The sequence below is a fragment of the Streptomyces sp. NPDC005435 genome (assembly GCF_040703155.1).
In the GTDB taxonomy this organism is placed as follows: domain Bacteria; phylum Actinomycetota; class Actinomycetes; order Streptomycetales; family Streptomycetaceae; genus Streptomyces.
Genome location: NZ_JBEXEQ010000007.1, coordinates 68,859 through 95,640 on the forward strand (window position 1 = coordinate 68,859; position 26,782 = coordinate 95,640).

The following is a 26,782-nucleotide window of genomic DNA, read 5'->3' on the forward strand; positions in this document are numbered from 1 at the left end:
AAGCAACAAGGCGCCCGTCCCACATCACCGGTTTTGAAAGGAAGTCTTCGAAACCCCGCGCGGGTGTGTTCTCTCGCGCCCCGTGTGAAACACGCGCACCCATCGCCCCGCCGCGCACGCTGTCGTGGGGCGGGGCGGCGGTGTGGACTGGTTCCCGGTCCTTCCCGGGAGGCCCCGGCGGAACGGCGGTTCCGCGTACGGGGCCGGCCGGCCGGTCCGTTCCCACCGCCCGGCCGGCGGTCACGACGGCTTCCCCCGTCCGCCGGGCGGTGTCAGATCTGCCAGGAACGGAGCCGGCCGGCCGCGCCGTGGACGTCGGCCGTCCCGGAGCGCAGCTCGCGTACGAGCCCGGTGAGGGCGCCGGGCGGCGGTTCGACGCGCACACCGCTGACGGCCAGATAGGCGACGGCGGTGGCGCACGCGAAGCGGGCGTTGGCCGAGGGCAGCGGCCGGAGCACGGCGAGGGTGTGCAGCAGGGCGGCCGCGCGCCACGCGGCGTCGGCCTCCACCCCGGGCCCCGGGGGTTCGACCCGGTGCCGGGCCACGGCGGCGACCAGCACGGAGAGGTCCCCGACCGCCGCCGCGCCGGGGAGCACCTCCTCGTAGCGCCGCAGCAGCCAGGGGACGTCGATGTGGATGACGGACGACGGCATCGCTCAGGCGGCCTCGCCGTCGGCGGAAGCGGGCGCGGGCGCGGAAGCAGGGGCGGGCCCGGGGGCGGCGGAAGCGGGGGCGGCGGAAGGGGCGGGGCCGGGAGCAGGGGCGGGGCCGGGCGCGGGTGCGCGGGCGCTTCGTACGGCCGGTTCGTCGTCCGGGAAGGCCGCCGCGAACTCCCCCGCGTGGGCGGCGAAGAAGCCGCGGAACGTCTCCGCGCCCTCCCGCAGTGCCCGGTGCCGGGCGATGTCCGCGGCGGCGGCCTCGCGCACGAGGGCCTTCATCGACGTACCGCGCTCCTTGGCGATCTCGCGCAGGTCGGCCAGTTCGCGTTCGCTGAACTCCACATTCAGAGCTGGCATGGCCTCACGGTACAGCCCGGGTACTTACCCGTAAATTCCGCCAGTTGAAGGCCCTTTTCCGCCGGTACCGCGGACGGTGGTGGCCCGACACCAGCGGACGCGCCGCCGCAGATCCATCACATATCAGCACAAAAAGTGTCTTATTTCCTTTATGCATACACCTTCGCGGCGTACCCTGCTCCGAGCCCCGTTCGCTGCCGCCGGCGCGGGTCTCCTGGCTGCCTGCACGGACTCCGGCCCCGGCCCGCGGCCGGGGCCGAGCGGCGCGTCGGCGGCCGGCAAGGCCTTCGTCCCCGTGGGACCCGAGGGATATGTCGACCCGTCGGGCCCGGAGGTCCGGGCCGCCGAGCGCAGGCGCGGCTCGGGGCGCGTGCGCATGGTCGGGCTGACCGCCCGGGAGACCACGCTGGACCTCGGCGGCCGCAGTGTACGGACCTGGGCCTACCACGACCAGCTCCCCGGGCCGCTGGTGCGCGCCACCGCGGGTGACGTGCTGAGCATCACCTTCGCCAACCGGCTGCCGGAGTTCTCCACCCTGCATTTCCACGGCATCCGGCTGCGCTGCGACATGGACGGCGTGCCGGGGCTGACCCAGCGGGCCGTGGCGTCCGGCACCGACTTCACCTACCGCTTCACCGCCGCCGAACCGGGGACGTACTTCATCCATTCGCACGTCGGGATGCAGCCGGACCGCGCGCTGTACGCGCCGCTCATCATCGACGACCCGCGCGAGCCGCTCTCCTACGACCAGGAGTGGATCGTCATCCTGGACGACTGGCTCGACGGGGTGAACGGCTCCACCCCCGACAAGGTGCTCCGCCAGCTGATCCCGGACTCGTCCCTGCTCGACAGCATGAGCATGGACATGGGGATGGGCCCGCAGCATCCGTCGGCCCACCCCACCGCCACGCATGTGGACAACGGCCCCGACCGCAGGCTGCACCACTCCTACAGCCGTCTGCTGCACAGCATGGGCGGCAGCGTCGACTTCCCCGTCTACCTCGTCAACGGCCGCCGCCCGGGCGAGCCGACCAGCTTCCGCTGCCGTCCCGGCGAGCGCATCCGGCTGCGCATCATCAACGCGGGCTCCGAGACCGCCTTCCGGGTCGCGCTCGGCGGGCACACCATGACGGTCACGCACACCGACGGCTATCCGGTGCAGCACTGCGACACCGACGCGCTGCTGGTGGGCATGGCCGAGCGCTACGACGTGCTGGTCACCGCCAAGGACGGGGTCTTCCCGCTCGTGGCGAAGGCCGAGGGCAAGAACGGACAGGCGATCGCGGTGCTGCGCACCGACAAGAGCAGAACCGTTCCTCTCCCCGATGTGCACCCCGACGAGCTGGACGGCAACATCGTCCTCGCCAACCGGCTGCGCCCCGCCGACTCGGCGGCCCTGCCCGAGCGCGAGCCCGACCGCCAGTTCCGGATCAGGGCGACGGGCAGCATGGGCAAGTACGACTGGAGCTTCGACCACAAGCCGTACGACGTGCGCCAGCGCCACCCCGTGAAGGCCGGGGAGCGGGTCCGCGTCACCCTCATCAACGCCACCGACATGTGGCACCCCATGCATCTGCACGGCCACACCTTCGCGATGACCGGCCTCGACGCGAACGGCGCCCGCAAGGACACGGCGATCGTGCTGCCCCACCGCAAGCTGGTCTTCGACTTCGACGCCGACAACCCGGGTTTGTGGATGCTGCACTGCCACAACCAGTACCACTCGGAGAGCGGCATGATGACGATCCTCGGCTACCGCACCTGAGCGGGGCGCGCGCATCGTCCCGCAGGCGGGAATCGGACGACAGGCCCTAGGCTGGGTGACGGAGGTGCGCCTGTCGACTCTGCGCGCACGCGCTTGGGAGTGGCGACGATGAGCCGGGGCTATCCGTTCGACGAGGCGGCGACGGCCCGGGCCGTGATCGCCGACGACGGAACACTGCTGGAGTGGAACGAGGGCGCCCGGCGTCTGCTCGGCCACCCGGCCGACGCCGTCCTGGGCCGCCCGGCCGCCCTCCTGCTCGCGAGCGACGACGACGGCGGCACCGCGCCGCTCCCCTCGGGCGGTCACTGGGACGGCACGCTCGACCTGCGCCACCGGGACGGCCGTACGGTCCCGGTCCGGCTGCTCGCCCGCCACCGCCGGGGCGACGGCGACCGCGGCGGCGACTGGCTCGTCCTCGCCCCGCCCGCCGGCACCACCCCGCCGGCGGCCGGTGACCCGCTGTCCGAGGCGGCCCTGCTCCAGTCCCCGTGCGCCGTCGCCGTGTACGACGAGCGGCTGCGGCTGCGCCGCGCGAACGACGCCATGGCCCGGATCACCGGACTGTCCGAGGACCGGGTGCGCGGGCTGCGGATCACCGAGATGGGCGGCCTGCCCCAGGCCGAGGACCTGGAGCGGGACATGCTCCGGGTGCTCACCACCGGCCGGCCCGTGGACCTGCGCGTCTTCGCCCGCGACGCGGACGGTGGGGCGGGCAGGGTCTGGCTCGCCCGGATGGCGCCGGTCACCGACGCGGACGGGCAGGTGCGGGGCGTCGTGGTCGCCGCGCACGACGTCACCGAGGCCCACCGGGCCCAGCAGCGGCTGCGCCTGGTGAACGAGGCGAGCATCGCCATCGGCACCTCCCTGGACGTGACCCGCACCGCGCAGGAACTGGCGGACGTGTGCGTGCCCGAGCTCGCGGACTTCGTCACCGTCGACCTGCTGGACGCGGCCGGACCCGGCGGCGGGCCCCCGTACCGGGTGGTGGCGCCCGTACCGCTGCGCCGGGCCGCCCACCGCTCCGTCCTCGAAGGGGAGCCGGAGGCGGTGGCCGAGCCGGGCGCGAGCGAGGTGTACCCCGAGTTCTCCCCGCAGGCGGCCGCGCTGCTGAGCGGCCGTACCGTGACCGCCGCGGTGGCCGCGGGCGACCTGGACAAATGGCTGGCCTGGAGCGCGGAGCGGGGCGAGCGGGTGCGCGAGTTCGGCATCCACTGCTCGATGGCGGTGCCGGTCCACGCCCGGGGCACCACCCTCGGGGTCGTGGTGCTGGCCCGGCACCGGCGCCGCGATCCGTTCACGGCGGACGACGTGCTGCTGGCCGAGGAGATCACCGCGCGCGCCGCCGTCTGCCTCGACAACGCCCGCCGCTACTCCCGCGAGCGCGACACCGCCCTGGCCCTCCAGCGCAGCCTGCTGCCCCGGCGGCTGCCGCCGACGGCCGCCCTGGAGGCCACCTCCCGCTATCTCCCGGCGGCCCGGGCCGGGGTGGGCGGCGACTGGTTCGACGTGATCCCGCTGTCCGGGACCCGGGTCGCCATGGTCGTCGGGGACGTGGTGGGCCACGGGGTGCAGGCGTCGGCGGCGATGGGCAGGCTCCGCACCGCCGTGCGCACCCTGGCCGACCTCGACCTGGCCCCGGAGGAACTGCTCACCCATCTGAACGACCTGGTGGTCCGGCTCTACGAGGAGTCCGGCGACGGCGGCGGCGAGGTGGGCGCGACCTGCCTCTACGCGGTCTACGACCCGGTGTCCCGGCGCTGTTCGCTGGCCCGCGCGGGACACCCCCCACCCGTGGTCCTGGAGCCCGGAAAGCCGCCCCGCGAACTCGACCTGCCCTCCGGCACCCCGCTGGGCCTGGGCGGGCTGCCCTTCGAGTCGGCGGAGGTGGAGCTGCCCGAGGGCACGGTGATCGCCCTGTACACCGACGGTCTGGTGGCCTCCCGGGACCGCGCCGGGGACCGGGGCAGACAGCTGCTGTTCGAGGTGCTCGGCGACGAGACGCGGCGCCCGGGCGAGCGCTGCGGCCACGCGCTGGACGCCACCTGCGACCGGGTCCTGGACGCCCTGCTGCCGCGCGGGGACGCGGCGGACGACGTGGCGCTGCTGCTGGCCCGCACCCACGCCCTGCCCGCGGGCCAGGTGGCCGCCTGGGACGTGCCGGACGACCCGGCGCTGGTGGCACCGGTGCGCAGGGAGGTCGGGGAGCAGCTGGAGCGCTGGTCGCTGACCGAGGCGGCGTTCACGGTGGAGCTGGTGGTGAGCGAGCTGGTCACCAACGCGATCCGCTACGGCTCGCAGCCCGTGCGGCTACGGCTCATCCATGACGCGGACCGGCTGATCTGCGAGGTGTCGGACGCCAGCCACACCGCCCCGCACCTGAGGCGGGCCAAGACCTTCGACGAGGGCGGCCGGGGGCTGCTCCTGGTCGCCCAGCTCACCCAGCGGTGGGGCAGCAGGCACACCGCCGAGGGCAAGACCATCTGGGCGGAACTGACCCTGGAGGGGGACGGCGGGTGACCGCCCGGCAGCCGCTCAGTAGCCGCTGAGCCAGGGCCGTACCCGCTTGCGGGCCTCGTGCAGGCGGGACTTGAGGGTGCCGAGCGGGATGCCGGCGCGTTCGGCGGCCTCGGCGTAGTCCAGATGGCAGATGTCGCGGTAGACCAGCGGCGCGACCAGGTGCGGATACTCGCGCTCCAGCCGGTCGAGCGCCTCCAGGAGGTCGACCCGGGAGCCCGCGATGACGCTGGTGGTGCGGGGGTCGACGGGTTCGGGGCGCATGGACGGGGCGGGCCGTTCGGCGGCGCGGCGGCGCAGCTCGCGGTACTTCTGGCGGCAGCAGTTGGCGACGACCGTGTAGAGCCAGGTGCTGAAGCGGCTGCGGCCCTCGAAGCCGGTGATGTGCCGGGCCACCTGGAGCAGCACGTCCTGCGCGGCCTCCTCGGCGTCCTCCCGGCACGGCAGGAACCGCCCGCAGCGGCGCACCACCTCCGGGCGCAGCTCGGCCAGGAGCCGGTCGAGCGCGGCCGTGTCGCCGGTGGCGGCCAGCCGGGCGAGGCCCTCGGCCGTGGGCTCGTCCGCCGCGGCGGCCGTCGGCTCGTCCCCCACCGCTGCCCCCTCGAAGTCGATCTCAGGCCAGGCATGATAGTCGTATGCATCCCCCGGAGCGGATCGGCCGTCACCGCATGGAACGGGTCCTGGGCACCGGCGCCTTCGCCACGGTGTGGCTCGCCCACGACGACGAGCTGGACGCACCGGTCGCGGTCAAGGTGCTCGCCGACAACTGGGCGCACCGGCTCGATGTGCGTGAGCGGTTCCTGTCCGAGGCGAAACTGCTGCGCCGGGCCTCCTCCAGCCGTCTGGTCCAGGTCTACGACATCGGTGAACTCCCGGACGGCAGGCCGTACTTCGTCATGGAGTACGCCGACGGCGGCACGCTCGCCGATCTGCTCGACGACGGTCCGCCGCCGGTCCCGGAGGCGCTGCGGCTGACCGCCGAGGCCGCGCGCGGGGCGGCCGCGCTGCACGAGGCGGGGATCGTGCACCGCGACATCAAGCCGACCAACGTGCTGCTGCACACCGCCCCGGACGGCGAGCGCCGGCTGCTCCTCGCGGACCTGGGCCTGGCCAAGAGCCTCGCGCAGGCGTCCGTACTCACCCTGGCGGCGGGTTCGGCGGGCTACCAGCCGCCCGAGCAGGCCGAGCCGGGCGCGGGCATCGACGCGCGCGCCGACGTCTACAGCCTGGGCGCGGTGGGCTACCAGCTGGTCACCGGCACCGTGCCGGGCCCGCCGGGCCGCGTGGTGCCGCCGGGGCGGCTGCGCCCGGGGCTCGGCGCGGACGTGGAGCGGGCGCTGCTGCGGGCCCTGGAGCCGGACCGGGAGCGGCGCTGGCCGGACGCGGCGGCGTTCGCGGACGAGCTGGAGCGGCTGGCGGAGGGCGGCGGCCGGGGGCGCCGGCGGTGGCCCCGCCGGGTGCGCACCGGGTACGCCGTCGTGGCCGGGGCGGTGGCGCTGGGGGTGGCCGCCGGGGCGACGGCCCTGGTGCTGCACCGGCCCGCCGCCGGGGCCGCCGGACCGGTCCGGGTGCGGGACGCCTCGGGCCGGATCAGCGTCGAGGTGCCCGCCGCGTGGGCGCGCGAGGTCCGTGACTCGGGCTGGAACCCGGCGGCGCTCGGACTGCCCTCGGGGCAGGAGCCCGGGCTGGTCGTGGCGGGCGACCTGGCGCGCTGGCCGGACCTGGCCGCGCCGGTGGACGGCGTCTTCGCCGGCGTGACGGAACACGGGGACGTGACGAAGCGGGTGGCCGCGCTCACCCACGCGGGCTGCCGGGACAGCGGCGGCAAGGCGTTCACCGGGGGCGGCTGGCGCGGCACGGTGCGCACCTGGGGCGACTGCCCGGGCGGCGGCTCGGTCACCGAGTCGGCGCTGCGCCCGGCGGACGGCTCGGACGAGCCGCAGGTGTACGTCCAGGTGCGCGTCCGGGGTGACGCGGACGCGGTGAACGGCGTGCTCGGCTCGCTGCGGGTCGGCTGAGGGGGGGGCACGAAGGCGCCGGCGGGGCGTGAAGGCGCTCACGAGGCACGAAAGCACCGGGGGCGGGAAAATATTCTTCGCGCGCTCCGAACTTTTCCCCCGGTCCGCGCATCGGAGTGTGGTGACGGCGCACCCGGCGCCCGAGGCACGCGTACGGCGCGTGCCGCGACTACCAGGAGTGTCGAGCGACATGGCGAACTCATCCTTCTCCGCGCGGCGCGGGGCCCTCATCGCGGGCTCGGCCGCCGTCCTGGGTCTGCTGACCGCCTGCGGCGGCGGCCAGGGCGTCCGTGCCGAACCGGTCAGGACCGAGCCGGGTACGGCCGCGCCCGCGACCGAGCGGTCACCGGGCGTCTCCCCGCCCGCGTCGGCGGCGACGGCCACCGCCTCGGACAGCGCGTCCGCCTCGGCCCACGCCTCCCAGCGCGGTGAGGGCACGAAGGACGACGGCGGCACGAAGGGCGACGCGACGAAGCCGGGCGCCAGGCCCGCCGCGAGCTCCCGCTGCCACACCTCCGAGCTGCGCGCCTCGGTCGGCCGCAACGACCCGGGGGCCGGGCAGGAGAACTTCCCCGTCGTGCTCACCAACACGTCCTCCCGCACCTGCACGGTGCACGGCTATCCGGGCGCGGCCTTCGTGGACGCCTCGGGCCGGCAGCTCGGCCCGGACCCGAAGCGCTCGGCCGGTTCGGCGGTGACGGTCACGCTGCGGCCGGGGGCGAGCGCCTGGGCGGGGCTGACCTTCTCCAACCCGGAGATCAGCGGCGCCGACAAGGCGCGCCCGGCCGCGCTGGTGGTCACCCCGCCGGACGAGCGGGACTCGCTGAAGGTGGCGTGGACGGCCGGGGAGGTGCCGGTGGGCGGCAACTCCTCCTCCGTCTTCCTGAGCGTGTTCCAGCCGGGCACCCAGCCCTGACCGGCCGGGCCCGGCCGCACGGACGCGCGGTGTCCCGCCCGTGATCTGTTTTCATGGGCGGGCACCGACGACCCCGTCCGACCCGGAGGAACGCCCTGAACACCCCGCTCGCCGAGGCCCTGTCCGCCGTCCTGCTCGTGGCGGTGCTCGCCTGGGCGGTCGTACGGCCCTTCGGCCGCTCGGAGGCCGTCCTCGCGGTGCCCGCCGCCGGGCTGGCGATCGCCACCGGTGTCATCCCGCTGGAAGACGCCCGCGAGGAGGTGGCCCGGCTCGGCCCGGTCGTCGGGTTCCTCGCGGCGGTGCTGGTGCTCGCCCACTTCTGCGACGTGGAGGGGCTGTTCCGGGCGTGCGGGGCGTGGATGGCGCGCTGGTCGCGGGGGCGCCCGGTGCGGCTGCTCACGGCGGTGTTCGCGCTGGCGTCGGTCATCACGGCCGTGCTCAGCCTGGACGCGACGATCGTGCTGCTGACCCCGGTGGTGTTCGCGACGGCCGCGCGGACCGGCGTACGGCCGAAACCGCAGGTGTACGCCTGTACGCATCTGTCCAACACCGCCTCGCTGCTGCTGCCGGTGTCCAATCTGACGAACCTGCTGGCCTTCGCGGCGAGCGGGCTGAGCTTCACCCGGTTCGCGGCGCTGATGGTGCTGCCGTGGCTGGCCGCGATCGCGGTGGAGTACGTGGTGTTCCGGCGGTTCTTCGCCGGGGATCTGGCGGTGTCGGCGCCGGGTGCCGGGGAGAGGGGCGAGGAGCCGCCGCTGCCGCTGTTCGCGCTGGTGACGGTGGGCTGCACGCTGGCCGGGTTCGTGGTGGCGTCGGGGTTCGGGGTGGACCCGGCGTGGGTCGCGGCGGCGGGCGCGCTGGTGCTGGCGGGCCGGGCGCTGCTGCGGCGCCAGGCGACCCCGATGACGGTCGTGCGGGCGGCGGCGCCCTCCTTCCTGTTGTTCGTGCTCGCGCTCGGCGTGGTGGTGCGCGCGGTGGTGGACAACGGGCTCGCGGACGCGCTCAAGCACGTGCTGCCCGGCGGCACGGGTCTGCTCGCCCTGCTGGGCACGGCCGCGCTGGCCGCCGTCCTGGCGAACCTGATCAACAATCTGCCCGCCGTGCTCGTCCTGCTGCCGCTGGCGGCCCCGGCGGGCGCGGGCGCGGTGCTCGCGGTGCTGCTGGGGGTGAACATCGGTCCGAACCTCACCTACGCCGGTTCGCTCGCCACCCTGCTGTGGCGGCGGATCGTGCACCAGCACGACCACGGGGTGAACCTCGGGGAGTTCACCCGGCTCGGTCTGATCGCCGTGCCCTCGGCGCTGGCCGTGTCGGTGGTGGCACTGTGGGGGGCGCTGCACCTGTTCTGAAGCCTCGGCGGTCCGTGGGAGCGGCCGCCGTACGTCGAGAGGGGACGGCCCCGGATGCGTGTGATCGCCTGGCTCGTCGAGGGCACCTGGCCCGCCTGTGTGGACGCCGTACGGGAGCACACCCCGGCCGGTGCCGAGGTGGTGCTGCTGCACGTGAGCGGGCCCGAGGTGCCCGGGGTGGCGCACGGGGCGTTCGCGGGGCTGCTGGGCCGGGGGCGCCGGGGCGATCCGGGCGACCTGATGGAGGCGCTGAACGACGGTTCGGCGGCGGAGCTGCTCGCGGCGGCCGCCGGACGGCTCGGCCGCCCCTGCGTCCGCGAGGAGCGCTCGGGGCGGGTCGAGCGCGAGGTCGTCGCGGCGGCCGAGGGCGCGGATCTGCTGGTCCTCGCCCGGGACGGCGACCGCACCCGGCTCGGTCCGCACAGCCTGGGCCCGGCCTCCCGCTTCACCGTGGACCACGCGCCCTGCCCGGTCCTGCTGGTCTGGCCGGACCGGGCTCCTTCCCTGCGGACGCTGCCGCCCCCGCCGCCCCACTGACGGTCCGTCAGTGGCGGCGTCCCCCGTAGGAGCCGCCGTACGAACCGCCGTAGGAGCCCCCGTACGAGCCGTAGGACCCGCCGTGGTCGCCGTCGCCCGAGCGGCCGCCCCGGAAGCAGGCGTCCTGGTGGTCGGCGCAGCGGTAGGAGACGGGGAAGCCCTCCTCGGTGGGGCCGGGCTGCTCGGTGGGGGTCGCGCTCGGGGCGGGCCGCGCGCTCCGCGTCGGGGCCGGTGAGGCGGTCCGGCCGGGAGCGGCGGACGTGCTGCCCGCGCCCTTGGCGGGCGGGGTGGTGCCGTCCCAGCCGACGCTCTGCATCTGGGGGTCGGTACGGCTGGTGTCCATCACCCAGCGCTGCGCCCCGCTGTCCTCGCGGTTCTTGACGACCAGCGCGCCCGAGCCGTCGGTGGCGGCCGGGGTGAGGGCGAGGTCCTGGTCCCAGCGCGGGACGAGGACGCCCTGGAGGGTGAAGTCGTAGCGGAGGTTCCGCGCGGTGCTTCCGGTGGCCGTGCAGGGGGCGAGGCGGACCGAGTAGCCGAGGTGGGAGTCGAGGCAGAGATCGGGGGCGGCGTCGCTGCGCAGCAGCCCGTTGGGCTCGTACGTCCAGCGCTGGGACGGTGCCGAGGAGCAGGCGGCGAGTTTCGCCTCGGCGCCCTCGGCCGCCTTGCCGGCGACGGCGATGCAGTCGCCGGAGGCCACGTTGTGCAGCCTGCCGTGCAGGGCGCCCTCGCGGGTGCTCGCCCCGGCCCAGGAGGGGCCCGGCGTGGGCGGCTGGGTGTCCGGCGCCTCGGAGGGGGTGGCGCCGTGGGCGCGGGCGGAGTCGTCGCCGGAGCCGAGCGCCGACCACAGCACCAGCGGCAGGACGACCAGGCCGCCGACGGTGGCGACGGCCATGCCGAGGTTGCGGCGGCGGGCGCGGCGCGCGGCCCGGTGCGCGGAGCGGACGGCCGTCCCGGAGGCGGCGGGGCGGACGGCCGTCCCGGAGGCGGCGGGGCGGACGGCCGGCCCGGAGCCGGCGGTGCCCCGGGGCGCGGGCGGGGGGCCGGGGGCGGCGGCGGGCGGCCGCTCGAAGTCCTCGCCGCCCGTGAGCGCGGGTACGGCGGGCGCCTCCTCGGCGCGGTGTGCGCGGGCCTCGCGGTACTCGGCGGCGCCCCAGCCGAGGACGGACTCCGCGAGGGCGAGCCCGAGCCCCTGCCGGAAGCGGCCGAGCTGCTCGGCGGTCTCCATGCAGTGGCGGCAGCCCTCCAGATGGGCCCGCAGATCGGGGTCCATGTCCAGGGCGCCGCGCCGGAAGGTCACGTCCAGCATCCGCAGATAGCGTCCGCACTCGGGGTCGGCGGCCAGCTCGCGGTGGGTCTGGAGGCACTCCTCGCGCAGCCGCTCACGGGCGCGGCGCAGTTCGATGAGCGTGTTCTCCTCGTCCAGGCCGAGCAGTTCGGCGGGGACGGAGAGGGGCTCGCCCTCGACCTCGGCGTGCCAGAGGACGGCGCGGTAGGACTGGGGCAGCCGCTGGAAGGCGCGGGACAGCAGGCGCCGGCCGGAGGGCGGGAGGAGGCGGGCGGCGGCGCGCTCGGTGCCGCCGGGGCCCGGGAGCAGCGCGGGGTGCAGCAGGTCCTGGCGGCCGTCGCCGTCCCACTCGGCGGCGACGCGGCGCACGGTGACCAGCAGATGGGGGCGCCAGGCGGCGGAGGGTCCCGCCTGGCGCAGGGTCTCGCCGAAGAGCCGGGTGAAGGCGGCGGTGGTGAGCATCCCGGCGGCGCGCGGTCCGGCGGTGCACAGCCGGGCGTAGGCGTACCCCGCGGCCCAGTGCCGGTCGAGGAGTTCGCCGACGGGGTGCAGCGCGGGCGCCGCTCCCGTCCAGTTCTTCAGCTCGGTGCTGAGTTCCCGGTCCGACACCGGAGTGCGCCTGCCGTATTCGCCGGAATCCCGGGACTGGGGGAAATCAGGGAAATTCTCCGGTCCTTCGCCTTTCACTACCGCATTCCTCCAGACCCGACACGGAATCGGCCCATACCGACGGCAGGACCCCGAACGCGACAGCCCCAACGCCCGCCTGGGGAAGCTCATTTGAGACAGGGGGGACGCACCGGAGCGGACCGGCGCTCGCGGCGGAAAAACAATTGTCCGCGCGCCGGCAGCGCACACTTTCGCACAGGCCGGCGGCGCGGAACAAGAGATCTCCCGTTCGCGGGCACGGAAAACGGAACACGGCGGGAAGGAAGATGATCATTGACCGGGATTCAATCCCGGGAATCCTGTTGACCGGTCAAGGAAAAATAGGCGGCGGAAATCAGTGCCCGCTCACCGCGCGCGGGGTGTACGGCCGCTCCAGCTCCGCGATCTCCTCCTCGGTCAGCTCCAGCCGTACGGCGGCCACCGCGTCCTCCAGATGCCCGGTCCTGGACACCCCGACGACCGGTGCCGCCACCGTGTCCTGGTGCAGCAGCCAGGCCAGCGCCACCTGGGCGCGCGGCACGCCCCGCGCCTCGGCGACCCGGGTCACCGCCTCCACGATCTCCCGGTCGCTCTCCAGATACAGCCGGCTGCCGAAGTCGTCGCCCGCGCTGCGCCCGGTGACCGTGCCCCAGTCGCGGGTGAGCCGCCCCCGCGCCAGCGGGCTCCACGGCAGCACCCCGACCCCCTGGTCCGCGCAGAGCGGCAGCATCTCCCGCTCCTCCTCGCGGTAGAGCAGGTTGTAGTGGTTCTGCATCGACACGAACCGGGTCCAGCCGTTCAGCTCGGCGGTGTACTGCGCCTTGGCGAACTCCCAGGCGTACATCGAACTCGCCCCGAGGTAACGGACCTTGCCCGCCTTCACCAGGTCGTGCAGGGCCTCCATCGTCTCCTCGACCGGCGTCTCGTGGTCGTAGCGGTGGATCTGGTAGAGGTCGACGTAGTCGGTGCCGAGCCTGGTCAGGCTGTGGTCGATCTCGGACATGATCGCCTTGCGGGACAGGCCCCCGCCGTTGGGTCCCGGGCGCATCCGGCCGTGCACCTTGGTGGCGAGCACGATCTCGTCGCGGTGCCCGTAGTCCCGCAGTGCCTGGCCGACGATCTCCTCGCTGGTGCCGTCGGAGTACACGTTGGCGGTGTCGAAGAAGTTGATCCCCGCCTCCAGCGCCTGCCGGATCAGCGGCCGGGCGGCGTCCTCGTCGAGCGTCCACTCGTGGACACCCCGGTCGGGCTCGCCGTAGGTCATACAGCCCAGACAGATCCGCGAGACGTCCAGGCCCGTGGAACCCAGCTTCACATACCGCATCGTTGCCGCTCCTGCCGTGGGGAAGGTGCTGTCACCGCGAGGGTACGTCGGCCCGGTCAGGGCGAGTTGACGCACGCGGCGCGCGGCCGGTTGGATCACGGAAGTGCCGTACGGCACTCCCGCCGCCGCACACGAGAACCGAGGGAGCACACGTGACCCGCCCGGCCGTCGCGCGTGCCGCCGCCGTGCTGCTCGCCCTCGCCACCGCCCTGGCCGGCTGCGCGCCGGGACACGACGAGGACGCGATACGGCTGCCGCCGCGCCACGCCGGGTTCGACTACCAGATCGGCGGCGCCTACCCGCCGCCCGCCGGGGTCCGGATCGTCACCCGCGACCGCTCCGGCTCCCCCGCCCCCGGCCGCTACAACGTCTGCTACGTCAACGCCTTCCAGGCCCAGCCCGGCGAACGCGCCGGCTGGCCCGCCGACCTGCTGCTGCGCGACGGAGACGGCCGCACGGTGATCGACGAGGACTGGGACGAACCCCTCCTCGACCTCGGCACCCCCGCCAAGCGGGAGCGGATCGCGCGCCGGGTGAACGCCTGGACCGACGGCTGCGCCCGCAAGGGCTTCGACGCCGTCGAGCCCGACAACTACGACAGCTACACCCGCTCCCGCCGGCTGCTCACCGCCGACGACGCCGTCGCGTACATGCGCCTGCTCACCCGGCACGCGCACGCCCGCCGCCTCGCCGTCGGCCAGAAGAACACCGCCGAGCTGACCGGGCGCCGTAAGGCCGCCGGGCTGGACTTCGCGGTGGCGGAGGAGTGCGGGCAGTACGACGAGTGCGGGGTGTACGCGAAGGCGTACGACGACCGGGTGCTGGACGTCGAGTACACCGACGCGGGACTGCGCAAGGCGCTGGCGCGCTGGGGCGGACGGCTGAGCATCGTCCGCCGGGACCTGGAGGTCTCCACGCCCGGCGATCCGGGGTACGTACGCCGTACCCGCTGACCCTGCGCCTGACCCGACGGCTCAGCGGGGCGGCTCCAGCAGATCGAGGGCCGACTCCCAGGGGAAGCCGCCGTCCCCGCCGCCCGCCCCGAACCGCACGCCGAGCCCGGTCAGCCGGGCCACGCTCTCCCCGTAGGCGGGGTGGGCGGCCAGTGCCTCGCCGACGCAGGGCAGCACGGCGATCGGCACGCCGAGGCCGAGCGCCTCGCACAGGGTGCCCACCGCGAGGGTGTCGGCGATCCCGGCGGCCCACTTGTTGACGGTGTTGAAGGTCGCGGGCGCCACCACGACCGCGTCCGGCGGCGGAAAGGGGCGCGGGTCGGCAGGGGTGCGCCAGGCGGACCGTACGGTACGGCCGGTCAGCCGCTCGGCGGCGGCCAGGTCGAAGAAGCCGTTCGTCGCCGCCGGTGTGGCGATGACGCCGACGTCCCAGCCCCGGGTCCGCGCGGCCGTGATCAGGGTGCCGACCCCGTCGGCGATCCCGGCCGCGCAGACGACGACGTACAGGAACGGCCCGCCGGCTCGGTCGGTCATCCGGGCACCCTACCCGGACCCGGGGACCTCGCCGACGGCCGCGTTCAGTCGTCCGTGGCGCTCACCGCCGCCCGGGGCGAGTCCTCCGTGACGGTGATCGCGCCGACGGGGCAGGCCCGGGCCGCCTCCCGCACCATCGGGTTGTCGGTGGCGTCCTCGCGGCCCGGGATCAGCGAGCTGTAGCCGTCGTCGTCCTGGGTGAAGACCGCCGGGGCGGCCAGCGCGCACTGTCCCGCGCCGATACAGGTGTCCGTGTCGATGTCGATGTGCATGGGCCTGAGCCTCTTACCAGGTCACGGGGAGTTCCAGCATCCCCTGGATCGTGTCGCCGGGTTTGAAGGGAATTTCCTCCGCGGGGACGGCAAGGCGCAGCCCGGGCAGCCGGGTGAGCAGCGAGCCGAGGGCGATCTCCAGCTCGGCGCGGGCGAGGTTCTGCCCGAGGCACTGGTGGATGCCGAAGCCGAAGGCCACGTGGTGGCGGGCGGAGCGGCGGAAGTCCAGGGTGTCGGGGTCCTCGTACACGGAGGCGTCCCGGTTGATCACCGAGGTGGAGAAGAGCACGCCCTCGCCGGCCCGGACGGTCTGCCCCTCGACCTCGATGTCCTCCAGCGCGACGCGCACCAGGCCGTCCGCGATGGACAGCATCCGCATCAGCTCCTCGACCGCGCCGGGCAGCAGCGAGGGGTCGGCGCGCAGCTCGGCCAGCTTCTCGGGGTGGCGGAGCAGGGTGAAGGTGCCCAGCGAGATCATGTTGGCGGTCGTCTCGTGCCCGGCGACGAGCAGGATGAGCCCGAGCGAGACGGTCTCCGCCCGGTCCAGGGACCCCTCGCGCAGCTGCTGGTGCACGAGGTCGTCGAGCACGCCGTCGCCGGGCTCGGCCGCGGCGGCCTTGCGGTCGACGAGATCGCCGAGGTACTCCTCCAGCGCCACCCGGGCGGCCTGGGTCTCCTCGGCGGTCGGGCTGCGCAGCAGTCTGCGGGACTGCTCCTCGAAGAACTCGTGGTCGTCGTACGGCACCCCGAGCAGGCCGCAGATCACCATGGACGGCACGGGCAGCGCGAAGGCGGAGACCAGCTCGGCGGGCGCCCCCTGCTCGGTCATCGCGTCCAGCAGGCCGTCCACGATGCGCTGGATGCTCGGCCGCAGCGCGGCGGCGCGCTTGACGGTGAACGACGGGATCATCATCCGCCGCTGGACCTTGTGCTCGGGGTCGTCCAGGCCGAGCAGCGCGACCCGCCGGTCCCGCACCCCGGCGAAGCGGGCCGAGGGGACGGGGAAGCCGGGCCTGGTGCGGTCGCTGGACAGCCGGGGGTCGGCCAGCAGGGCGCGGGCGGCGGTGTGCCCGGTGACCGCCCAGACCTCGCGGCCGTCGAACAGCGTGACCCGGGACAGCGGCCGCGCCTCGCGCAACGGGCCGTACCCGGTGGGCGGGTGGTAGGGACAGGAGCGGTCCTGCGGGAAGGCGACGGGGGTGACCGGGGCGTCCGGCTCGGTGATGTCCGTCAGTTCCGTCATGGAAAGACCTCGCAGACGAAGAGGTGCGTCGTGCCGATCTTCATTAGATGCCTGGGGCACTCATGGGGCGACGGCAAGTCCGGCCAGATCGGTGGCCTCGCGGATCTGGCCGAAGAGCGTGGCCGGCAGGGGCGCGGAAGCACCGGTTCCGGCCGTTCCGGATCGCACTTCGCTTCTTCTCGGCCAGATTACTCGGTTGCTTCCGGCCACTTTCAGTCTCGCGGATACGGGGGTGTTCCGGCCACCGCTGCGCGGTACGGATGATTGCGGCGCCCGCCGCTGTTGTGGCAGGTCGCAGAAGAAAGCCGTACGAGCAAGAGCCGTCTGACCGAGAAGAGGACGAGGCAATGCCGCTTGAGGGCGAGTACGAGCCCAGCCCGGCCCAGTGGGTGCGCGAGCAGGTCGAGCTGTACGAGGGTTCCGGCGGGACCGAGGGGACGACGCTGCGGGACACCGGCCTGCCGGTGATCGTCCTGACCACGCGCGGCGCGCGCAGCGGCAAGATCCGCAAGACGCCGCTGATGCGGGTGGAGCACGACGGCGCGTACGCGGCGGTCGCCTCCGTCGGCGGCGCGCCCAAGCACCCGGTCTGGTACTTCAACGTCAAGTCCGACCCCCATGTCGAGCTCCAGGACGGCCCGGTCAAGCGGGACATGCGGGCCCGCGAGGTGACCGGCGCGGAGAAGGCCGAGTGGTGGGAGCGCGCGGTGGCCGCGTTCCCGCCGTACGCGGAGTACCAGGAGAAGACGGACCGGGAGATCCCGGTGTTCGTGCTGGAGCCGGTGGACGCGGGCTGAGCCCGCGGATTTTTCCGGGGCCCGGTGCATGAACCGTTCGCGGGCCGGGCACTCGCCGGTCAGGCCCCGCCGCGTTCCCCCGTCGCGGCGGGGCTCTCCCGTGTGCCGGTGGCGCCGTCGCGGTCGGTGACGTCGAGGAAGACGCGGTCGGTGTCGGGGAACATCTCGGCGACCGACCGCTTGATGCGTACGGCGACCTCCTCGACCCGTTCGCTGTCCATGCCCGGCACGAGGTCGACGCGCGCGGCCACCAGCGTGGAGTCGAGGCCGGTCTTCATCGTGAACAGCGCCTCGACGCTGTCGATCTCCGGCTGCGCGCACAGCAGCGCGCGGATGCGGCCGGTGAGTTCGGGGTCGGCGGCCTCGCCGATGAGCTGGTCGCGGGCCTCGCGGCCGAGGCGGTAGGCGACGGAGACGAGCAGCGCGCCGATCACCATGGAGGCGGCCGCCTCCCAGGCGACCTGGCCCGTCACCATGTGCAGCGCCATGCCGGCGGCGGCCAGGGTGACACCGAGCACCGCCGTGCCGTCCTCGGCGATCACGGTGCGCAGGGCGGGGTCGCTCAGATCGGCGGAGCCGCCCCCCTTCCGGCGGGCCTGGTGCAGCGCGCGGAGCAGGGAGAGCCCCTCGGCGACGAAGGCGACCCCGAGGACGACGAGGCCCGCGACATAGCCGCTGAACTTCTCCTCCGTGCCCGTGCGCAGCGCCTCGAAGCCCTGGAAGAAGGAGAAGCAGCCGCCCATCACGAAGATCCCGACGGCCGCGAGCAGGGACCAGAAATACCGCTCCTTGCCGTACCCGAAGGGGTGACCGCGGTCGGCCGGACGGCGGCTGCGGCGCAGCGCGGCCAGCAGGAAGACCTCGTTGAGGCTGTCGGCGACCGAGTGGGCCGCCTCCGACAGCAGCGCGGGCGAGCCGGCGAGCACTCCGCCGGCCGCCTTGGCCACCGCGATCACCAGGTTCGCGGCGAGCGCCACCAGCACGGTGATCCGGGTGTGCCGGTCGGCCCTGGCCTGCTTCTTCCGCTTCGAGGATGTCCCGCTCATCCGTCACCGAATGCCCCGCACCGGGCGGTTCATACGACGCCGTTCGGGCGGAGTACGGGAAGGGGGAAGCCGGCGGCGAGAGGGCCGGGGAGGGCGAACGGGTGGCGCGGCCCGCTCGGCCGACAAGAGGCCCGTGCCACGAGGAAGGAGTGACCCATGGCGAAGAACAAGACCAAGCTTCCCCTCCACTACCAGCCGGTCGGCTTCCTGCTCAGCTGGGCGGGCGGCGCGCTGGCGGGGCTGGCGTTCCGCAAGGTGTGGACGGTCGTCCGGCACGAGGACCACGCGCCCGACCCCCTGGACCCGGACCGGGGCTGGGGCGAGATCCTGCTCGCGGCGGCGGTGCAGGGCGCGATCTTCGCGGTGGCCCGCAGCGCGGTGGACCGCACCCGGGCGAAGGCGGTCGCCCGCTCGACGGGCACCTGGCCGCAGCCCCGCCCGGCGAAGCGGCACTGAGCGGCGCCGAACGGCACCACGCGGCACCGAGCCACGTCCGCCGCAGCACGGCCGCAGCACCGCCGTACGACGCGATCACGCCACGCAATCGCTTACGTAGGCACAACTCGATCATGTTCGAACGACATGCGTCAAAGTCGAAGACATATGTCAATCGAACATGCTCAAATTCCTTCTGACGAAGGCGAGCAGGCGGGCGCGGAGCGCGTCACGGGCGCGGGTGGGAGGTGATGCCGTCGTGCGACAGGACCCCACTCCGCCCACCCGGCATCTGCGTGTGCACGAGGACCGGGACCACACGGTGCTGGAGTTACGCGGCGAGATCGACATCGCCACGGCCGCCGAGATCGCCCCGCTGCTCGACCGGCTCACCGGCCGCCCCGGCCTCCGGCTCGTCCTCGACCTGCGCCCCGTGGAGTTCTTCGACTGCTCGGGGCTGCGCCTGGTCCACCGGGCCCGCGGCCGGCTGCTGGAGCGCGGCGGCCGGCTCCATCTGGTCTGCACCCACCCCCTGACCCTCCGTGTCTTCCGCGTCACCGGCCTGACCCGCCTCCTGCCCCCGCACCCGACCGTGGAGGCGGCCCTGTGGGAGTCGGACGCGGATTCCCGGTGAGCGGGGTCCCGCCGAGCGGGGCGCCCCCGTCACCGGGCGGTCGTCCGCCCGCGGAGCTGCTTCATCCAGTCCTCGCCCAGTGACTTCGGAATCCTCGTGGTCAGGGCCCCGTCCTCGGTGAGGGCGAGCCCCCGGTGGTACGACCCGCCGCCGCAGCCGTCGCTCTGCCGGGTGAGCGGCACCTCGGCGGAGGCGTCGATGACGGGCCGGGCGGCACCCGCCGGAGTGACCCGCAGCCGGACGGGACCGGGGCCCGGGTCCACGTCCTCCGGCAGCCGGAGGCTCACCCGGGTGATCTCCTCGTCCCGCAGCCGCGACCGCACGCACGCGCCCCGCGCGCACAACTCCGCGACGGCCCCGGCGAGTTGCCCGTGCCCGGCCTGGCGGAACAGGACGCCGACGCCCGCCTCGGTTCCCCAGCCCGCGCACGCGGTGCCTCCCCGCGCACACCCCGTCGCCGCCACGAGCAGCATCAGCACGCCGAGGACGCGCGGCGCGCCCCGCTCACGCATTCTTCGGTTCCTCGAACAGCGCGCTCACCGATTCCCCGTTGTGGATGCGGCGCACGGCCTCGGCGAGGGCCGGGGCGATGGACAGGACGCGGAGTTTCTCCGGGTGGTCGTCGAGCGGGACCGGGACGGTGTTGGTGCAGACGATCTCCAGAACGTCCGGCTGCTCGCTCAGCCGCTTGAGCGCACCGGCCGCGAACAGCCCGTGCGTACAGGCGACCCGGATCGACCGCGCCCCCAACTCTCGCAGCCTGTCGAGGAGTTCGAGCACCGTGCTGCCCTTGGCGATCTCGTCGTCCAGCACGATGACATCGCGCCCGGCGACCTCGCCGATGACGGCGCTGATGCTCACCCGGTCGTCCGCGAACCGCTGTTTGGCGCCCGCCGCCACCTGCGCCCCGATCATGCGCGCGAAGGCCGCCGCCTCCTTGGCGTTGCCGAGGTCCGGGGAGACGACGGTGGTGCGCGAGAGGTCGTACCGCGAGAAGTGCGCGGCCAGTTCGCGCAGCGCGTGCAGATGGTCCACCGGGACGGAGAAGAAGCCGTGCACCTGCGGGGCGTGCAGGGTCATGGCCAGCACCCGGCTCGCCCCGGCCGCCACCAGCAGGTCGGCGACGAGACGGCCGCCGAGCGAGATGCGGGGCGCGTCCTTCTTGTCGGAGCGGGCGTAGGAGTAGTGCGGCATCACGACGGTGATCCGGGCGGCGGAGGCACCCCGCGCCGCGTCGCACATCAGCAGCAGCTCGACCAGGTGCTCCTGCACCGGCTTGACCAGCGGCTGGATCAGGAACACGTCCCGTTCCCGGCAGTTGTCCTGGAGCTGCACCTCCAGGCAGTCGTTGGCGAAGCGGCTCACCCGGGCCGGGCTGAGCGGCACCCCGAGATGCGCGCAGACCTCCTCGGCCAGCCGGGGATGGGCACTGCCACTGAAGACGGCGATGTCTCGCACGATCCGCTCCTCGCATGATCCGTACGGGCTGCGGCGCACATGCTATCGGCGCCCCGCGCCGCCCCTCGCCGCCTGCCGCGTACGTCATCCGTACCGTCCGGCCAACTCAACGGTCTGCGCGGGGATTTGGCGGGCATCCGTTCGGGGGAAGGAGGACCCGTGGACAAGACCAGTTCCGTCAGGACCCGTTCTGTCAGAGACGTGCCCCGGCGCATGCCGCTCTGGGCCAAAGTGGTGACCGCGATCGTCGTCGTGCTGGTGCTGCTGGTGGCGGGGATACGGCTGGCCGTACTCCCGGGCATCAAGGACCTGTTCGGCACCGAGACGCGCGACCGTTCCGGCCCGGCGCTCCTGAAGTCCATTCAGGACATGAGCCGTTACGACGCCGCCTCCGGCAACTTCCAGGTGGTGGTGGACCTGGAGAAGGACGCCAGGTTCCTCCCGGACGCGCTGCGGGGCACCCGCACGCTGTACGTCGGCGCGGGCACCGTGGACGCCTACGTCGATCTCGGCGCGCTCGGCAAGAACGACGTGCGCGTGAACGAGGACCGCACCTCGGCCACCCTCCGCCTGCCGCACGCCCGGCTCGGCAAGGCCGCCCTGGACCCCGACCGCTCCTACGCCGTCTCCAAGCAGCGCGGACTCCTCGACCGCCTCGGCGACTTCTTCTCGGACAACCCCAACGGCGAGCAGGCGGTGCAGAAACTCGCCGTCCAGCACATCGGCGAGGCCGCGAAGGACAGCGAGCTGACCGCGCGCGCCGAGACCAACACCACCGGCATGCTCCAGGGCCTGCTGCGCTCCCTCGGCTTCGAGAAGGTGCGCGTCACGTACGGCTCCTGAATGCCACTCCCGCACACGGGCCCCCGCGCCCGTACAGCCCCTGAACGCACACCCGCATCCCCGACCGGAGGACCGCATGGCCCGTACCGCTTCCCGCCTGCCCGCCGCGCTGCGCCTGCAAAGGCGAGGTGAGCGGCCGCAACGGAAGGCGAAGACCGGACGGGCAAGCGCCCCCGCGAAGGCCGGCGCTCCCGGGAAGACGGGGCGAGCGGGCCTCCTCGCCCGGGTCCGCCGGACGGGCGCCGCCGGGAAGGCGGCGCCGCCCCCGGGCCCCAGGCCGCTCCCGCTCCCCCTGCGGCTGCCGATCATGCTGCTCGCCTTCGTCTTCATGGTGGCCTTCGCCATCCTGCTCGCCCGGGTCACCCTGGAGCCGTCCCCGGCCTCGGTGGCGCTGACCCACAGCAATCTGCACCCCGGCCGCTCCCTGCGCGCGTACCTGGACTACGCCTCCGTACGCGACGTGATCCGGCAGCTCGGCGGGAACATCCTGCTCGGCGTGCCGTTCGGCGTGCTGGTGCCGGTGCTCGCCCCGCGTGCCCGGGGTGTCGTCCAGGTCCTCGCGCTCACGGCGCTGGTGATGCTGATGGTCGAGCTGACGCAGGGCGCGCTGATCACCGGGCGGGCCTTCGACATCGACGACGTCATCCTCAACACCACCGGTTCGCTGATCGGCTGGGCGCTGCTGGGCCGCCGGCTGGGCCGGGCGGTGCACGCGCGGCGGGTGCGCGAGCCGGCCGGCGCCTGACGCACGGAGGCTCTCCGACTACTGGTCCGTACCAAGGTATTGACGTGTCGTCAGTTCACTCCTTGAATCGAGGTGCAGCAGACCCCCCACGTGAAACGGAGAACCATGGCCACCCCACGCCTGCTCCGCAGATGCCTGTTCGCCTCCCTCTCGGCCGCGTTGATCGCCGCGGCGGCCGTCGCGCCCGCGCACGCCGGCCCGGCGGCGCCCGCCGCGGCGGCCGTCACCACGTTCTCCGACACCTTCGACGGACCCGCGGGCTCCGCGGTCAACTCCTCGAAGTGGACGCAGGAGACGGGCGACAACGTCAACAACCACGAGCGGCAGTACTACACCTCGGGCACCAACAACGCGGCCCTGGACGGCCAGGGCCATCTGGTGATCACCGCCAAGAAGGAGAACCCGAACAACTACCAGTGCTGGTACGGCACGTGTCAGTACACCTCGGCCCGGCTGAACACCTCGGGCAAGTTCAACGCGCAGTACGGGCATGTCGAGGCGCGGATGAAGATCCCGCGCGGGCAGGGCATGTGGCCCGCGTTCTGGATGCTCGGCACCCCGGTGAACTGGCCGGACTCCGGTGAGATCGACGTGATGGAGAACGTCGGCTTCGAGCCCTCCACGGTGCACGGCACGATCCACGGCCCCGGCTACTCCGGCTCGGGCGGCATCGGCGCGGGCTACTCGCTGCCCGGCGGGCAGGCCTTCGCGGACGCCTTCCACACCTTCGCGGTCGACTGGGCGCCCGACTCGATCACCTGGTCGGTGGACGGCAACGTCTACCAGCGGCGCACCCCGGCCGACCTGGGCGGCAGGACCTGGGTGTTCAACAAGCCGTTCTTCCTGATCATGAACCTCGCGGTCGGCGGCTACTGGCCGGGCGACCCGGACGGCTCGACAAAGTTCCCGGCGCAGCTCGTGGTGGACTCGGTGTCGGTGACGACCGCCGACGGCGCCGCGGGCAAGGCCATCCGGGGCCTGGCCGGCAAGTGCGTGGACGTGGCCGCCGCGAACTCCGCGAACGGCACCCCGGTCCAGCTCTACGACTGCAACGGCACCGCCGCCCAGCAGTGGACGGTCGGCTCGGACGGCACGATCCGGGCGCTCGGCAAGTGCCTGGACGTGGTGAACAACGCCACCGCGGACGGCTCGAAGGTCCAGCTGTGGGACTGCACGGGCGGCGCCAACCAGAAGTGGGTGGTGTCGTCGGCCAACGACATCGTCAATCCGCAGGCCGACAAGTGTCTGGACGTGACCGACAACAACTCGGCCAACGGCACCCGGCTGCAGATCTGGACCTGCGGCGGAGGCGCCAACCAGAAGTGGACGGTCGGCTGAGCGGCCCCCGGGTCAGGGCCGGCTGAGCGGCCCCCGGGCTCACCACCGGCCGAGCCGGCCCGGGCTCAGCGCAGCCTCCAGGTGAACTTGTCGCCGCCGACCCAGCGGATGACGTCCGGGTCGTCCAGGTCGTGGATGACGATCCCCCGGGCGGCGGCGACCTCCAGCACCTCCGTGATGGACGTGACCTCGCCTATCACCTCACCGTCGATTTCCATGATCCGGAAGGGTGGCCGCCCCGGCTTGCCGGGGCACACCCCGAGCACCATGACCCGCGGCTTCGACATGTACGGAGCTGATTGTTCGGTCATGTTCTAGAGCCTAAATCGCCACGCACCCGGACGACTCGTCCAGGTGAGCCGGACCGGCGGCGCCCGCCGTGCGCCGGGCGCGGGGCTGGGGAACGCTGGAGGTCCCCGTGGGCCGGGGGCGGCCCGCGCCCACCGGGGGTGCCCGAAGCCGGAGGTGACCCATGAATCCCGTCGCGGCCCTGGACCGGATCGCCTTCCTGCTTGAGCGCTCGCTCGCGCCCACCTACCGGGTGAAGGCCTTCCGCACCGCCTCCCGGGTCCTCTCCGCCCTGCCCGAGGAGGAGGTCGCCCGACGGGCGTCGGCCGGTTCGCTGGAGTCGCTGAAGGGGATCGGGCCGAAGACCGCCCAGGTGGTGCGGGAGGCCCTGGCCGGTGAGGTGCCCGGCTATCTGAGCGCCCTTGAGGAGGAGGCCGGGGCGCCGCTCACGGACGGCGCGGGCGAGGGGCTGCGGGCGCTGCTGCGCGGCGACTGCCACACCCACTCGGACTGGTCGGACGGGGGCAGCACGATCGAGGAGATGGGCCTGGCGGCGGCCGCGCTGGGCCACGAGTGGACCGCGCTGACCGACCACTCCCCCCGGCTCACCGTGGCCCGTGGGCTCTCCCCCGAGCGGCTGCGCGAGCAGCTGGACGTGATCGAGGCGCTGAACGCCCGCTGGGCGCCGTTCCGGCTGCTCACCGGCATCGAGTGCGACATCCTGGACGACGGCTCGCTGGACCAGGAGCCCGGGCTGCTCGACCGGCTCGACGTGGTGGTGGTCTCGGTGCACTCCAAGCTGCGGATGGACGCCCGCGCGATGACCCGGCGCATGGTGAAGGCCGTACGGAACCCGCACGCGGACGTCCTCGGCCACTGCACCGGGCGGCTGCTCGCCGGGAAGAAACGGCCCGAGTCCGCGTTCGACGCGGCCGAGGTGTTCGCGGCCTGCGCCGAGTCGGGCACCGCCGTGGAGATCAACAGCCGCCCCGAACGCCTCGATCCGCCCAGGCGGCTGCTGCGGGAGGCGGTGGCGGCGGGCACGCTGTTCTCCGTCGACACCGACGCGCACGCGCCCGGCCAGCTGGACTGGCAGATCCTGGGCTGCGCCCGCGCCGAGGAGTGCGCGGTGCCGCCGGAGCGGGTGGTGACCACGTGGACGGCGGACGAGCTGCTGGGCTGGACCCGCGAGGGCCGGGTTCCCGAGCGGGCGGCAACGCGCTGACCTGCGCTCATGGACGTGACACGGGTCACCGTCCCCGCAGGAACGACCGGGCGGCGCGAACCGTTGTAGGAGGTGTGGGACGCGGTCGACCGACCGGCCGTGTCCCACCCCGCCCCGGCCGTGCGTCCCCCCGTCACGGCCGGGGCTCCTCTTTTTTCAGGCTTTTACGGCCTTTTGCCTCGGTTTACGGTCCTTTTCCGCGCGTTCAGCGCGGCGACCGCTCCTCCAGCGCCGTGTGCCAGGCGGGGCGCCGGTCCCCGGGGGCGGGCTCGGCGCGCCGGCCGCCGCGCGCGAAGAAGTCGGCCAGCGGCAGGATCGCCGCACCCACGGTCACCGCGTCCGGACCGAGACGGCCCAGCTCGATGGTCACCCGGTCGGCCGGGTGGCGCAGCGCGTAGGTGGCCGCGTGACGGCGTACGGCGGGCAGGAAGCGGGTGCCGAGCTGGAGCCCGGCCCAGCCGCCGATCAGGATGCGCTCGGGCTGGAAGAGGTTGATCAGGTCGGAGAGCCCGGCGCCCAGGTACTCGGCGGTCTCCTCAAGGACGGCGAGGGCCACCGGGTCCGGCTCGGCGTCGCCGGCCGGGTAGGCGGCGGCGAGCATCGCGGTGAGCGCGGTCTCCTCGTCGGTGTCCTCCGGCGGGCGTCCGCCCTCCTCGCGCCAGCGGGCGAGCAGCGACTCGGCGCCCGCGTACGCCTCCAGGCACCCCGGCGCCCCGCACCGGCACCGGCGCCCGCGCACCCGTACGGTCAGATGCCCCCACTCCACGGCCCGCCCCTGCTCCACGTCGGGGGCGACCAGACAGGCGCCGACACCGGAGCCGAAGAGGACGACCAGGGCGTTGCGGGCGCCGCGTCCGGCGCCGAACCACATCTCGGCCTGGCCGAGCGTCTTGGCGCCGTTGTCGATGAAGTACGGCACGTCGTCGGGGAGTTGAGAGGTGGCGCGGAGCAGCCGCTCCAGCGGGACGCCGTCCCAGCCGATGGTCTGGCCGTGCACCACGGCGCCCTGTTCGGCGGTGTGCTCGATGATGCCGGGGACGCCGACGCCGACGCCGAGCAGCCGGTCGGGTACCGCTTCCGGGGCCGCGAGGACCTCGGCGATGCCGTCGCGGATGTGGCCGACGATCACCTCGACGTCGTAGCTCTGCGGGGCCAACGGGTGTTCCACGCGGGCGAGTTCGGTGAGGGCGAGGTCGAACAGCTCGACGCGGACGCGGGTCTCGCCCACGTCGACGCCGATCATCTGGCCGCTGTGCGGGGCCACGCGGAGCAGGGTGCGCGGGCGCCCGCCGTCGGAGTCGACGCTGCCCGCCTCCTCGACCAGGCCGTCCGCGACGAGGTCGGCGACCACGTTGCTCACCGAGCCGGAGCTGAGTCCGGTGGCCGGGCCGAGTTCGAAGCGGCTCAACGGGCCGTCGAAGTACAGCCGTTGGAGCACGGCCGTGCGGTTGCCCCGCCTCAGATCGCGTACCGTGCGCCCGTTCCGCCCCGCCATGTGGCCCCTTCCGAACCGTGCCCGACCTGCAACATACCTCTCCTGGCAGGCCGGGCACGATGTCGGGGCACCCCTTATCTCATGCTGTGAGCTAAGGCGTGGGG

26 protein-coding genes and 1 pseudogene are annotated in these 26,782 nt (G+C 73.9%); 14 read left to right on the forward strand and 13 right to left on the reverse strand.

Going from position 1 to position 26,782, the window contains the following annotated elements:
- Positions 1-272: 272 nt before the first annotated feature.
- Together AB0898_RS10785 and AB0898_RS10790 are read right to left on the reverse strand one after the other, a co-directional pair.
- Positions 273-653 (reverse strand): toxin Doc, encoded by a 381-nt coding sequence (locus tag AB0898_RS10785; protein WP_366802531.1) that lies wholly within the window; start codon positions 651-653, stop codon positions 273-275.
- 138 nt (positions 654-791) lie between these two features.
- Positions 792-1,016: pseudogene (locus tag AB0898_RS10790) on the reverse strand (hypothetical protein); the annotation flags it as partial.
- 151 nt (positions 1,017-1,167) lie between these two features.
- Between AB0898_RS10790 and AB0898_RS10795 the strand changes: the two are divergent.
- Together AB0898_RS10795 and AB0898_RS10800 are read left to right on the forward strand one after the other, a co-directional pair.
- On the forward strand, positions 1,168-2,781 hold the full coding sequence (locus tag AB0898_RS10795) for a multicopper oxidase family protein (protein WP_366802532.1): 1,614 nt from the start codon (positions 1,168-1,170) through the stop codon (positions 2,779-2,781).
- A gap of 108 nt (positions 2,782-2,889) precedes the next feature.
- Complete coding sequence (locus tag AB0898_RS10800; protein ID WP_366802533.1) at positions 2,890-5,298, forward strand: SpoIIE family protein phosphatase; 2,409 nt, start codon at positions 2,890-2,892, stop codon at positions 5,296-5,298.
- A 15-nt stretch (positions 5,299-5,313) separates the two neighbouring features.
- Here the strand turns inward: AB0898_RS10800 and AB0898_RS10805 are convergent, their stop codons facing one another.
- Complete coding sequence (locus AB0898_RS10805) at positions 5,314-5,886, reverse strand: sigma-70 family RNA polymerase sigma factor (RefSeq protein WP_366802534.1); 573 nt, start codon at positions 5,884-5,886, stop codon at positions 5,314-5,316.
- A 44-nt stretch (positions 5,887-5,930) separates the two neighbouring features.
- On the opposite strand from AB0898_RS10805, the gene AB0898_RS10810 reads away from it, so the two are divergent.
- From AB0898_RS10810 to AB0898_RS10825, 4 genes are all read left to right on the forward strand, one after another.
- The gene (locus AB0898_RS10810; RefSeq protein WP_366802535.1) at positions 5,931-7,313 is read left to right on the forward strand and encodes a serine/threonine-protein kinase; all 1,383 of its coding nucleotides are present in this window, start codon (positions 5,931-5,933) and stop codon (positions 7,311-7,313) included.
- Positions 7,314-7,503: 190 nt separating this feature from the next.
- Positions 7,504-8,229: a DUF4232 domain-containing protein gene (locus tag AB0898_RS10815; RefSeq protein ID WP_366802536.1), complete on the forward strand. Its 726-nt coding sequence runs from the start codon at positions 7,504-7,506 to the stop codon at positions 8,227-8,229.
- A 53-nt stretch (positions 8,230-8,282) separates the two neighbouring features.
- Positions 8,283-9,578, forward strand: coding sequence for an arsenic transporter (locus tag AB0898_RS10820; RefSeq protein ID WP_366802537.1), 1,296 nt, complete (start codon positions 8,283-8,285; stop codon positions 9,576-9,578).
- A 54-nt stretch (positions 9,579-9,632) separates the two neighbouring features.
- Positions 9,633-10,115: a universal stress protein gene (locus AB0898_RS10825; RefSeq protein ID WP_366802538.1), complete on the forward strand. Its 483-nt coding sequence runs from the start codon at positions 9,633-9,635 to the stop codon at positions 10,113-10,115.
- A gap of 7 nt (positions 10,116-10,122) precedes the next feature.
- Here the strand turns inward: AB0898_RS10825 and AB0898_RS10830 are convergent, their stop codons facing one another.
- Both AB0898_RS10830 and AB0898_RS10835 read right to left on the reverse strand, forming a co-directional pair.
- Positions 10,123-12,087: a ricin-type beta-trefoil lectin domain protein gene (locus tag AB0898_RS10830; RefSeq protein WP_407078325.1), complete on the reverse strand. Its 1,965-nt coding sequence runs from the start codon at positions 12,085-12,087 to the stop codon at positions 10,123-10,125.
- A gap of 316 nt (positions 12,088-12,403) precedes the next feature.
- Positions 12,404-13,372 carry an aldo/keto reductase gene (locus tag AB0898_RS10835; protein WP_366802540.1) on the reverse strand — a complete coding sequence of 323 codons (969 nt, stop codon included), beginning with the start codon at positions 13,370-13,372 and terminating at the stop codon, positions 12,404-12,406.
- Between the two features lie 152 nt (positions 13,373-13,524).
- On the opposite strand from AB0898_RS10835, the gene AB0898_RS10840 reads away from it, so the two are divergent.
- A complete protein-coding gene (locus tag AB0898_RS10840) occupies positions 13,525-14,325 on the forward strand; it encodes an endo alpha-1,4 polygalactosaminidase (RefSeq protein ID WP_407078326.1) in 801 nt (266 codons plus the stop codon).
- 21 nt (positions 14,326-14,346) lie between these two features.
- Here AB0898_RS10840 and AB0898_RS10845 read toward each other — a convergent pair whose 3' ends face one another.
- Genes AB0898_RS10845 through AB0898_RS10855 form a run of 3 tightly spaced genes read right to left on the reverse strand, consistent with a single transcriptional unit; the run spans position 14,347 to position 16,374 of the window.
- On the reverse strand, positions 14,347-14,859 hold the full coding sequence (locus AB0898_RS10845; protein ID WP_366802541.1) for a flavoprotein: 513 nt from the start codon (positions 14,857-14,859) through the stop codon (positions 14,347-14,349).
- Between the two features lie 44 nt (positions 14,860-14,903).
- Positions 14,904-15,131, reverse strand: a complete 228-nt coding sequence (locus AB0898_RS10850; protein ID WP_366802542.1) for a ferredoxin — start codon at positions 15,129-15,131, stop codon at positions 14,904-14,906.
- Between the two features lie 13 nt (positions 15,132-15,144).
- Complete coding sequence (locus AB0898_RS10855) at positions 15,145-16,374, reverse strand: cytochrome P450 (protein WP_366802543.1); 1,230 nt, start codon at positions 16,372-16,374, stop codon at positions 15,145-15,147.
- 347 nt (positions 16,375-16,721) lie between these two features.
- Here AB0898_RS10855 and AB0898_RS10860 point away from each other — a divergent pair, with 347 nt between their 5' ends.
- Positions 16,722-17,171 (forward strand): nitroreductase family deazaflavin-dependent oxidoreductase, encoded by a 450-nt coding sequence (locus AB0898_RS10860; protein WP_366802544.1) that lies wholly within the window; start codon positions 16,722-16,724, stop codon positions 17,169-17,171.
- 59 nt (positions 17,172-17,230) lie between these two features.
- Here the strand turns inward: AB0898_RS10860 and AB0898_RS10865 are convergent, their stop codons facing one another.
- The gene (locus tag AB0898_RS10865) at positions 17,231-18,217 is read right to left on the reverse strand and encodes a cation diffusion facilitator family transporter (RefSeq protein ID WP_366802545.1); all 987 of its coding nucleotides are present in this window, start codon (positions 18,215-18,217) and stop codon (positions 17,231-17,233) included.
- 156 nt (positions 18,218-18,373) lie between these two features.
- Here AB0898_RS10865 and AB0898_RS10870 point away from each other — a divergent pair, with 156 nt between their 5' ends.
- Together AB0898_RS10870 and AB0898_RS10875 are read left to right on the forward strand one after the other, a co-directional pair.
- Positions 18,374-18,673 carry a DUF4235 domain-containing protein gene (locus tag AB0898_RS10870; RefSeq protein ID WP_366802546.1) on the forward strand — a complete coding sequence of 100 codons (300 nt, stop codon included), beginning with the start codon at positions 18,374-18,376 and terminating at the stop codon, positions 18,671-18,673.
- A 238-nt stretch (positions 18,674-18,911) separates the two neighbouring features.
- Positions 18,912-19,286, forward strand: a complete 375-nt coding sequence (locus AB0898_RS10875; RefSeq protein WP_366802547.1) for an anti-sigma factor antagonist — start codon at positions 18,912-18,914, stop codon at positions 19,284-19,286.
- Between the two features lie 29 nt (positions 19,287-19,315).
- Here AB0898_RS10875 and AB0898_RS10880 read toward each other — a convergent pair whose 3' ends face one another.
- On the reverse strand, positions 19,316-19,798 hold the full coding sequence (locus tag AB0898_RS10880; RefSeq protein ID WP_366802548.1) for a hypothetical protein: 483 nt from the start codon (positions 19,796-19,798) through the stop codon (positions 19,316-19,318).
- Positions 19,791-20,744, reverse strand: a complete 954-nt coding sequence (locus tag AB0898_RS10885; RefSeq protein WP_366802549.1) for a ribose-phosphate pyrophosphokinase — start codon at positions 20,742-20,744, stop codon at positions 19,791-19,793. Before AB0898_RS10885 ends, AB0898_RS10880 begins: the two co-directional genes overlap by 8 nt.
- 213 nt (positions 20,745-20,957) lie before the next feature.
- On the opposite strand from AB0898_RS10885, the gene AB0898_RS10890 reads away from it, so the two are divergent.
- From AB0898_RS10890 to AB0898_RS10900, 3 genes are all read left to right on the forward strand, one after another.
- Positions 20,958-21,587: a DUF4230 domain-containing protein gene (locus tag AB0898_RS10890; RefSeq protein ID WP_366802711.1), complete on the forward strand. Its 630-nt coding sequence runs from the start codon at positions 20,958-20,960 to the stop codon at positions 21,585-21,587.
- Positions 21,588-21,663: 76 nt separating this feature from the next.
- Positions 21,664-22,332, forward strand: coding sequence for a VanZ family protein (locus AB0898_RS10895; protein ID WP_366802550.1), 669 nt, complete (start codon positions 21,664-21,666; stop codon positions 22,330-22,332).
- 105 nt (positions 22,333-22,437) lie between these two features.
- A complete protein-coding gene (locus AB0898_RS10900; protein WP_366802551.1) occupies positions 22,438-23,670 on the forward strand; it encodes a ricin-type beta-trefoil lectin domain protein in 1,233 nt (410 codons plus the stop codon).
- Positions 23,671-23,735: 65 nt separating this feature from the next.
- Here AB0898_RS10900 and AB0898_RS10905 read toward each other — a convergent pair whose 3' ends face one another.
- The gene (locus AB0898_RS10905; protein ID WP_366802552.1) at positions 23,736-23,981 is read right to left on the reverse strand and encodes a hypothetical protein; all 246 of its coding nucleotides are present in this window, start codon (positions 23,979-23,981) and stop codon (positions 23,736-23,738) included.
- A gap of 161 nt (positions 23,982-24,142) precedes the next feature.
- On the opposite strand from AB0898_RS10905, the gene AB0898_RS10910 reads away from it, so the two are divergent.
- A complete protein-coding gene (locus tag AB0898_RS10910; protein WP_366802553.1) occupies positions 24,143-25,183 on the forward strand; it encodes a PHP domain-containing protein in 1,041 nt (346 codons plus the stop codon).
- 205 nt (positions 25,184-25,388) lie between these two features.
- Here the strand turns inward: AB0898_RS10910 and AB0898_RS10915 are convergent, their stop codons facing one another.
- Positions 25,389-26,678 carry an ROK family transcriptional regulator gene (locus tag AB0898_RS10915; RefSeq protein ID WP_366802554.1) on the reverse strand — a complete coding sequence of 430 codons (1,290 nt, stop codon included), beginning with the start codon at positions 26,676-26,678 and terminating at the stop codon, positions 25,389-25,391.
- Positions 26,679-26,782 lie beyond the last annotated feature (104 nt).

Excerpts from the sequence above, each read along its gene's own strand:
- AB0898_RS10835 (WP_366802540.1), bottom strand. The coding sequence starts at position 13,372 with ATGCGGTATGTGAAGCTGGGTTCCACGGGCCTGGACGTCTCGCGGATC.
- AB0898_RS10795 (WP_366802532.1), top strand. The coding sequence starts at position 1,168 with ATGCATACACCTTCGCGGCGTACCCTGCTCCGAGCCCCGTTCGCTGCC.
- AB0898_RS10915 (WP_366802554.1), bottom strand. The coding sequence starts at position 26,678 with ATGGCGGGGCGGAACGGGCGCACGGTACGCGATCTGAGGCGGGGCAAC.
- AB0898_RS10895 (WP_366802550.1), top strand. The coding sequence starts at position 21,664 with ATGGCCCGTACCGCTTCCCGCCTGCCCGCCGCGCTGCGCCTGCAAAGG.
- AB0898_RS10850 (WP_366802542.1), bottom strand. The coding sequence starts at position 15,131 with ATGCACATCGACATCGACACGGACACCTGTATCGGCGCGGGACAGTGC.
- AB0898_RS10910 (WP_366802553.1), top strand. The coding sequence starts at position 24,143 with ATGAATCCCGTCGCGGCCCTGGACCGGATCGCCTTCCTGCTTGAGCGC.
- AB0898_RS10870 (WP_366802546.1), top strand. The coding sequence starts at position 18,374 with ATGGCGAAGAACAAGACCAAGCTTCCCCTCCACTACCAGCCGGTCGGC.
- AB0898_RS10905 (WP_366802552.1), bottom strand. The coding sequence starts at position 23,981 with ATGACCGAACAATCAGCTCCGTACATGTCGAAGCCGCGGGTCATGGTG.
- AB0898_RS10880 (WP_366802548.1), bottom strand. The coding sequence starts at position 19,798 with ATGCGTGAGCGGGGCGCGCCGCGCGTCCTCGGCGTGCTGATGCTGCTC.
- AB0898_RS10890 (WP_366802711.1), top strand. The coding sequence starts at position 20,958 with ATGCCGCTCTGGGCCAAAGTGGTGACCGCGATCGTCGTCGTGCTGGTG.
- AB0898_RS10845 (WP_366802541.1), bottom strand. The coding sequence starts at position 14,859 with ATGACCGACCGAGCCGGCGGGCCGTTCCTGTACGTCGTCGTCTGCGCG.
- AB0898_RS10900 (WP_366802551.1), top strand. The coding sequence starts at position 22,438 with ATGGCCACCCCACGCCTGCTCCGCAGATGCCTGTTCGCCTCCCTCTCG.
- AB0898_RS10800 (WP_366802533.1), top strand. The coding sequence starts at position 2,890 with ATGAGCCGGGGCTATCCGTTCGACGAGGCGGCGACGGCCCGGGCCGTG.
- AB0898_RS10785 (WP_366802531.1), bottom strand. The coding sequence starts at position 653 with ATGCCGTCGTCCGTCATCCACATCGACGTCCCCTGGCTGCTGCGGCGC.
- AB0898_RS10860 (WP_366802544.1), top strand. The coding sequence starts at position 16,722 with ATGCCGCTTGAGGGCGAGTACGAGCCCAGCCCGGCCCAGTGGGTGCGC.
- AB0898_RS10820 (WP_366802537.1), top strand. The coding sequence starts at position 8,283 with ATGGGCGGGCACCGACGACCCCGTCCGACCCGGAGGAACGCCCTGAAC.
- AB0898_RS10825 (WP_366802538.1), top strand. The coding sequence starts at position 9,633 with ATGCGTGTGATCGCCTGGCTCGTCGAGGGCACCTGGCCCGCCTGTGTG.
- AB0898_RS10865 (WP_366802545.1), bottom strand. The coding sequence starts at position 18,217 with ATGAGCGGGACATCCTCGAAGCGGAAGAAGCAGGCCAGGGCCGACCGG.
- AB0898_RS10855 (WP_366802543.1), bottom strand. The coding sequence starts at position 16,374 with ATGACGGAACTGACGGACATCACCGAGCCGGACGCCCCGGTCACCCCC.
- AB0898_RS10810 (WP_366802535.1), top strand. The coding sequence starts at position 5,931 with ATGCATCCCCCGGAGCGGATCGGCCGTCACCGCATGGAACGGGTCCTG.
- AB0898_RS10815 (WP_366802536.1), top strand. The coding sequence starts at position 7,504 with ATGGCGAACTCATCCTTCTCCGCGCGGCGCGGGGCCCTCATCGCGGGC.